The sequence below is a fragment of the Herbaspirillum sp. YR522 genome (assembly GCF_000282575.1).
Classification (GTDB): domain Bacteria; phylum Pseudomonadota; class Gammaproteobacteria; order Burkholderiales; family Burkholderiaceae_D; genus Herbaspirillum.
The window spans coordinates 72,596-78,668 of the sequence record NZ_AKJA01000129.1 but is presented as its reverse complement, the minus strand read 5'-3'; the positions used below and the strand labels follow the sequence as shown (position 1 = coordinate 78,668).

Annotated in this window: 6 protein-coding genes; 1 reads left to right on the top strand and 5 read right to left on the bottom strand. The window is 64.3% G+C overall.

Annotated features, from left to right (window positions below):
* The 4 genes from PMI40_RS17965 to miaB form a co-directional block, all read right to left on the bottom strand.
* Positions 1-1,162 (bottom strand): methyl-accepting chemotaxis protein (locus tag PMI40_RS17965; RefSeq protein ID WP_008118263.1); only part of this gene is annotated, 1,162 nt, incomplete at its 3' end.
* Positions 1,163-1,428: 266 nt separating this feature from the next.
* The gene (ybeY, locus tag PMI40_RS17960) at positions 1,429-1,887 is read right to left on the bottom strand and encodes an rRNA maturation RNase YbeY (RefSeq protein WP_008118261.1); all 459 of its coding nucleotides are present in this window, start codon (positions 1,885-1,887) and stop codon (positions 1,429-1,431) included.
* Positions 1,871-3,025, bottom strand: a complete 1,155-nt coding sequence (locus PMI40_RS17955) for a PhoH family protein (RefSeq protein WP_008118260.1) — start codon at positions 3,023-3,025, stop codon at positions 1,871-1,873. The genes ybeY and PMI40_RS17955 overlap by 17 nt, the downstream gene beginning before the upstream one ends.
* 15 nt (positions 3,026-3,040) lie before the next feature.
* The gene (gene miaB, locus PMI40_RS17950; protein WP_008118258.1) at positions 3,041-4,381 is read right to left on the bottom strand and encodes a tRNA (N6-isopentenyl adenosine(37)-C2)-methylthiotransferase MiaB; all 1,341 of its coding nucleotides are present in this window, start codon (positions 4,379-4,381) and stop codon (positions 3,041-3,043) included.
* Positions 4,382-4,635: 254 nt separating this feature from the next.
* Here miaB and PMI40_RS17945 point away from each other — a divergent pair, with 254 nt between their 5' ends.
* The gene (locus PMI40_RS17945) at positions 4,636-5,241 is read left to right on the top strand and encodes a cysteine hydrolase family protein (protein ID WP_008118257.1); all 606 of its coding nucleotides are present in this window, start codon (positions 4,636-4,638) and stop codon (positions 5,239-5,241) included.
* A 104-nt stretch (positions 5,242-5,345) separates the two neighbouring features.
* Here the strand turns inward: PMI40_RS17945 and PMI40_RS17940 are convergent, their stop codons facing one another.
* The gene (locus tag PMI40_RS17940; protein ID WP_008118255.1) at positions 5,346-5,933 is read right to left on the bottom strand and encodes an FxDxF family PEP-CTERM protein; all 588 of its coding nucleotides are present in this window, start codon (positions 5,931-5,933) and stop codon (positions 5,346-5,348) included.
* Between the last annotated feature and the right edge of the window lie 140 nt (positions 5,934-6,073).

Below are 6,073 nucleotides of genomic sequence, written 5' to 3'. Positions count from 1 at the left end.
CGGCCCGGGCCGCTTCCACGGCGGCGTTCAAGGCCAGGATGTTGGTCTGGAAGGCGATGCCATCGATGACGCTGATGATATCGACGATCTTCCTGGACGATTCGCTGATCGAATCCATGGTGTTGACCACCCGGTGCACCACGTCGCCTCCCTTGGCGGCCACGGTCGAGGCCGAGGCGGCGAGCTGGTTGGCTTGCTGGGCGTTTTCGGCGTTCTGCTTGACGGTGGCGGTCAGTTGTTCCATCGCCGAGGCGGTTTCCTGCAGCGAGCCGGCCTGCTGTTCGGTACGGGCCGACAGGTCCATGTTGCCGCGCTTGATCTCGTCGGAGGCGACGGCGATGGTATCGGTGCCGTGGCGCACTTCGCCGACGATCGATTGCAGGCTGTCGTTCATGCCCTTCAAGGCAGTCATCAGCTGACCCAGTTCGTCGCGGCCCTTGACCACGATACGGCTGCTGAGGTCACCGGCGCTGACGTTCTGGGCTACGGTGACGGCTTGTTGCAGCGGCACCGAGATCGAGCGGGTCAGCATCCAGGCGATGGCGGAGCCCAGCAGAAGGGCGATCAGGCTGGTGGCCAGCATGGTCCACTTGGCCAGCTCGTAGGCCTGGTCGGCGGCGGCCACGTTGGCAGTCGAATTGGCGCGCAGTACCTCGTTGAAGCGAGCGATATGGGCAATCACCTGGCGCAGGATAGGCATGCAGTCGTTGACCAGTGCGGACTTGGCGGCTTCGGTCTGTTGCGACGTGGCCAGTTGACCGATGCGGGTGGCGATGGGCAGGTAGGTCGCTTCCAGCGAACGCAATTGATCCAGCATCTGGCGTTCTTCCTGCGAGCTGCCTTCGCCCTTCATCAGGGTGTCGAGCTGGGCGATGCCGGCGTCGATATCCTTCTGGGCCGACGTCACCAGGGCGATGTCGCCCTTCTGCTCGTTGGTGCCGGACACCAGTACCAGGTTACGCGCGGCGATGGCGCGCAGGCCGACGGCGAACTGGGTCTTGGACAGCGCCAGCAGTTTTCCCTCGTCCACGGAGGTCAGGAATTCGATACGATCGTTGAGCTTGGATACCTGGCGCAGGCCGAAACCGGCGATGGCGACCAGCAGAATCAGCAATGCGGCAAAACCGAGGCCAAGGCGTTGACCAATCTTGAAATTATTCATGACATCCTCCCGAGTAGTGGTGAGAGGATTGTTGTCCACGGCCCCCCTGCCAGCCATCAGGGTTTTCCTGAAAATCAGCCGCTGGCGGGCAGGAAAACCCTGACTGGCTTGCCAGACCGACATGTCTTTGCGACTTTGGTTATCGGTGGCGGCATAAAGCGTATGCACCAGCGTGGCAGAGCGACAATGTTGCCCACCGGCTTGATCGGCCCGGACGGGGCAGCGTCAGGAGGGGCGCGGCGCACGGTCGATGTCGACCGCCCATTTCAGCGCTGTGCGTAGGGATCGGCGAAGCCCAGCGTGGCCAGCAGTTCGGTCTCGATGGTTTCCATTTCGGTCGCTTCTTCGTCGTCCTCGTGGTCGTAGCCTTGCGCATGCAGCACGCCATGCACCACCAGGTGGGCGGTGTGTTCGATCACCGTCTTGCGTTGCTCGGCCGCTTCCCTGACCAGCACCTCGGTGCAGAAGATGATGTCGGCCTGGGTCACTTCGCTGTCCTGGTCCTCGGTGTAGGCGAAGGTCAAGACATTGGTGGCGTAATCCTTGCCGCGATAGTCGCGGTTGAGGGTGCGTCCTTCCTCGGCGTCCACGAAACGCAGCGTCAGTTCGGCCGGTGCGAACAAGGCGGCCTGCACCCAGCGGCGCAGCAGCGCCCGGGTTACCGTGTCTTTCAGGCTGGCATCGGCATATTGCACCGACAGGGCGAGCTTAGGTTTTGCGGACATTGCGGGGCTTGGCTGATTTGGTCAACAGGTTGCTGGCGGCACGCGCGGTGCCGCGTGCGGTATCGGGCTTGGGGGCCGGGTTGCCGGCGGCATCGTAGGCGTCGACGATGCGCGCCACCAGCGGATGGCGCACCACGTCGGCGCTGGAAAAGCGCGAGAAGGCAATGCCGCGCACATCCTGCAGCACCGACAGGGCATCGATGAGACCGCTGCGCTGGCCCTGGTGCAGGTCGATCTGGGTGACGTCGCCGGTGATGACGGCCTTGCTGCCGAAACCGATACGCGTGAGGAACATCTTCATCTGTTCGGCCGTGGTGTTCTGCGCCTCATCGAGGATGATGAAGGCGTGGTTCAGCGTACGGCCGCGCATGTAGGCCAGCGGCGCGATCTCGATGGCCTGCTTCTCGAACAGCTTCTGGGTGCGATCGAAGCCCAGCAGATCGTACAGGGCATCGTAGAGCGGGCGCAGGTAGGGATCGACCTTCTGCGCCAGGTCGCCCGGCAGGAAGCCCAGACGCTCGCCGGCTTCGACTGCCGGACGGGTCAGCACGATGCGCTGGACGCTGTCGCGTTCGAGGGCATCGACCGCGCAGGCCACCGCCAGGTAGGTCTTGCCGGTGCCGGCCGGGCCGACCCCGAAGGTGATGTCATGCTCGAGGATGGCGTTGAGGTACTGCGCCTGGTGCGGCGTACGGCCGCGCAGGTCGTGCTTGCGGGTCTTGAGCACGGGACTGTCGGCCAGGGTCTTGTCGCGCTCGTCGACGGCATCGAGCGCATCGGCTGCGGGAGCCTGGGCGGCGCTGGCGCGACGCGTGCGGCCGGCAGCCGCGCCGGCGGGCGGCAGGCCGGCCTGCTCGTCGGCGGCGGCATGGGCGCGCTGCTCGACCAGGGCCAGCTGGATGTCTTCCACCGCCACCACGCGTTCGGCGCGTTGATAGAAGCGCTCCAGCACCTCCACCGCGCGCTGGGCGTTGGTGCCGGTCACCACGAAGCGGTCGCCGCGCCGGAAGATGGTCACGTCGAGCGCAGCCGAGATCTGGCGCAGGTTTTCATCGAGTGCGCCACACAGGTTGGCCAGGCGCCGATTGTCCAGCGGCTGCGGGATGAAATGGTGGGGCTGGTTAGGTATTTTTTTCAATGAGATTCCGCACGGTCATTGTTTGACGACAACCTCGCCTCGCAGCGAGAACGGGAAGGCTTCCACGATGGCCACGTCGATCAGCTGGCCGACCAGGCGCGCGCCGTTGGGGCCACCGTCGAAATTGACCACGCGGTTGTTTTCGGTGCGGCCTTGCAGCTCGTTGGGGTCGCGCTTGGACGGCCCCTCGACCAGGATGCGCTGCACGCTGCCCAGCATCGACGCGCTGATACGGGCGACGTTGTCGTTGATCACCGCCTGCAGGCGTTGCAGGCGCTTGAGCTTGACCTCCTGCGGCGTGTCGTCGGCCAGGTTGGCCGCCGGTGTGCCGGGTCGGGCGCTGAAGACGAACGAAAAACTGTTGTCGAAACCGACATCGTTGATCAGCTTCATCAACGCCTCGAAGTCTTCCTCGGTTTCACCGGGAAAGCCGACGATGAAGTCCGACGACACCGTGATGTTGGGCCGCACCTGGCGCAGGCGGCGCAGCACCGATTTGTACTCGATGGCGGTGTAGCCGCGCTTCATGGCCGCCAGCACGCGGTCGGAGCCATGCTGGGCCGGCAGGTACAGGTGGTCGACCAGCTTGGGCACCTTGGCATAGGCGTCGATGAGACGCTGCGAGAATTCCTTGGGATGGCTGGTCACGAAGCGGATACGCTCGATGCCGGGGATCTCGGCGATATACTCGATGAGCAGCGCGAAGTCGGCGATCTCGCCGTCTTCCATGGCACCCCGGAAGGCGTTCACGTTCTGCCCAAGCAGCGTGATTTCCTTGACGCCCTGCCCGGCCAGGCCGGCCACTTCGGTAAGCACGTCCTCGAAACGGCGCGAGACTTCCTCGCCACGGGTATAGGGCACCACGCAATAACTGCAGTACTTGCTGCAGCCTTCCATGATCGATACATAGGCGGTCGCGCCCTCTACCCGTGCCGGTGGCAGGTGGTCGAACTTCTCGATCTCGGGAAAGCTGATGTCGACCTGGGCGCGCCCGGTGTAGCGGCGCTCGGTGATCATCTGCGGCAGGCGATGCAGGGTTTGCGGCCCGAACACCATGTCCACGAAGGGCGCGCGCTTGACGATGGCCTCCCCCTCTTGCGAGGCCACGCAGCCGCCCACCCCGATCAGCAGGTCGGGGTTCTTCTTCTTCAGCTCGCGCAGGCGGCCCAGATCCGAGAACACCTTCTCCTGCGCCTTCTCGCGCACCGAGCAGGTGTTGAGCAGGATCACGTCGGCCTCTTCCGGATGGTCGGTCTTGACCAGCCCCTCGGCGATGTTGAGCACGTCGGCCATCTTGTCCGAATCGTATTCGTTCATCTGGCAACCGAAGGTCTTGATGAATACTTTTTTCTGCATATGGTTTGACAGGCATGAAGCGCGCCGATGTGGTCGCGGCGCGGCAGGGAAGGTGTCGGGGCGGGGCGTACGGGCCGGCTTTCACCTCGGCCCATGCGCGCCGAGGTGCCCCGGTCGACGTGCCCGGCCCAAAGGCTGGCGATTATAGCATCGCCGACAGGCCTCGGCCTGCGGCGCCCGGCGCAGCAGGACGGCGTTGATTGTTTTACCATGGCAGCCATTCCAACCGCTGCTCATCTATATAAGGAAACGCCATGACCGCACCCCAGACCCTGATCCAGATCGCCGGCGGCAGTGCGCGCATTGCCAGTTGGCAAGACGCGGCACTGGTGATCATCGACCATCAGGCCGAATACACCACCGGCCGCGTGCGGCTGAGCGGTATCGACGCGGCCGTGGCGCAGATCGCCGAATTGCTGCGCCAGGCGCGCGCCGCCGGCGCGCCGGTGATTCATGTGGTGCACCAGAGCAAGCCGGGCGCGGCGCTGTTCGATCCCCAGGGGCCGGGCGCGGCCATCATCGCCGGCATCGAGCCACAAGCGGGCGAAGTGGTGGTGGGCAAGGGCCTGCCCAATTCGTTCGCCGGTACCACGCTCGACGCCGAATTGAAGAAGACCGGGCGCCAGGCCCTGGTGATCGCCGGCTTTGCCACCCACATGTGCGTCAGCGCCACGACCCGCTCGGCGCTCGATCATGGCTATGCCAGTACCGTGGTGGCGGCGGCCTGCGCCACGCGCGACCTGCCTGATCCGCTGGGCGGCGCCGCCATCGCCGCGGCCGACGTGCAGCGCACGGCGCTGGCCGAACTGGCCGACCGCTCCGCCACCGTGGTGGCCGACGCATCGGTGCTGGCCGGCTGAGTCACTGCGGCACCGCTGATGGACGGCCCGAGGGGCCGTTCAATGCAAAACGCCCCGATGGCGAACCATCGGGGCGTTTTGTCGAGGTGCGACTGGCGTGCGACTCAGGCCATTGCGACATTGCCCAGGTTGACGCGGCCAGCATCCTGGCGACGACGACGGTAGGCGCCAAAGCCGACGATGGCCAGGCCGGCCAGCATCATGGCCGTGGTCGTGGCTTCAGGCACGGCCGAGATGCTGATGTTGCCGCCGAAGCTGCCACCGGTCGAGCCGGTGATCTTGCCCAGCACGGTCAGGGTGTAGCTGCCGGCGGCCAGACTGCTGGCATTCAGGTTGAAGAACTGCGTGGAGCCCACGGTGGTCTTGGTGCCGAGGATATTGGTGCCGTTGGCGCTGGTCAGCGCGAACTTGCTGATATCCAGTGCCGAGATGTTGCTCAGGGCGATCGAGATCACGGCCGACGACACGTCGAAGTTCTGCGACACGACGAAGTTGAACGTTTCCGAGAAGGTCTTGCCCTTGATGACGCCGCCGCCAGGCAGGCTGGACGACGAATAGTCGGCGCCGATCTTGGTGGTCTGGCCGCTGTTGAACACCAGGGTCGAGGTGTGATTGATGTCAGCCGCATTGGCCGAGGCGCCAGCTGCCAGGAACGACAGCGCCAGGAACATGCCCGCGAAAATCTTTTTCATGATTAATCCCATTTTTTACTTGAAGAGGGAGCAGTCGCGAGCACATGGAGATTTCTTGGTGGCAATTCCCATATTCGCATTTTGCTGCGCTATCGAGCGAAGAACTCGACATGACGAAGCTTAACTATGACTTAGAAAAA

Bases quoted from the DNA above. Each gene is read 5' to 3' on its own strand.
- ybeY (WP_008118261.1), bottom strand. From the start codon at position 1,887: ATGTCCGCAAAACCTAAGCTCGCCCTGTCGGTGCAATATGCCGATGCC.
- miaB (WP_008118258.1), bottom strand. From the start codon at position 4,381: ATGCAGAAAAAAGTATTCATCAAGACCTTCGGTTGCCAGATGAACGAA.
- PMI40_RS17940 (WP_008118255.1), bottom strand. From the start codon at position 5,933: ATGAAAAAGATTTTCGCGGGCATGTTCCTGGCGCTGTCGTTCCTGGCA.
- PMI40_RS17945 (WP_008118257.1), top strand. From the start codon at position 4,636: ATGACCGCACCCCAGACCCTGATCCAGATCGCCGGCGGCAGTGCGCGC.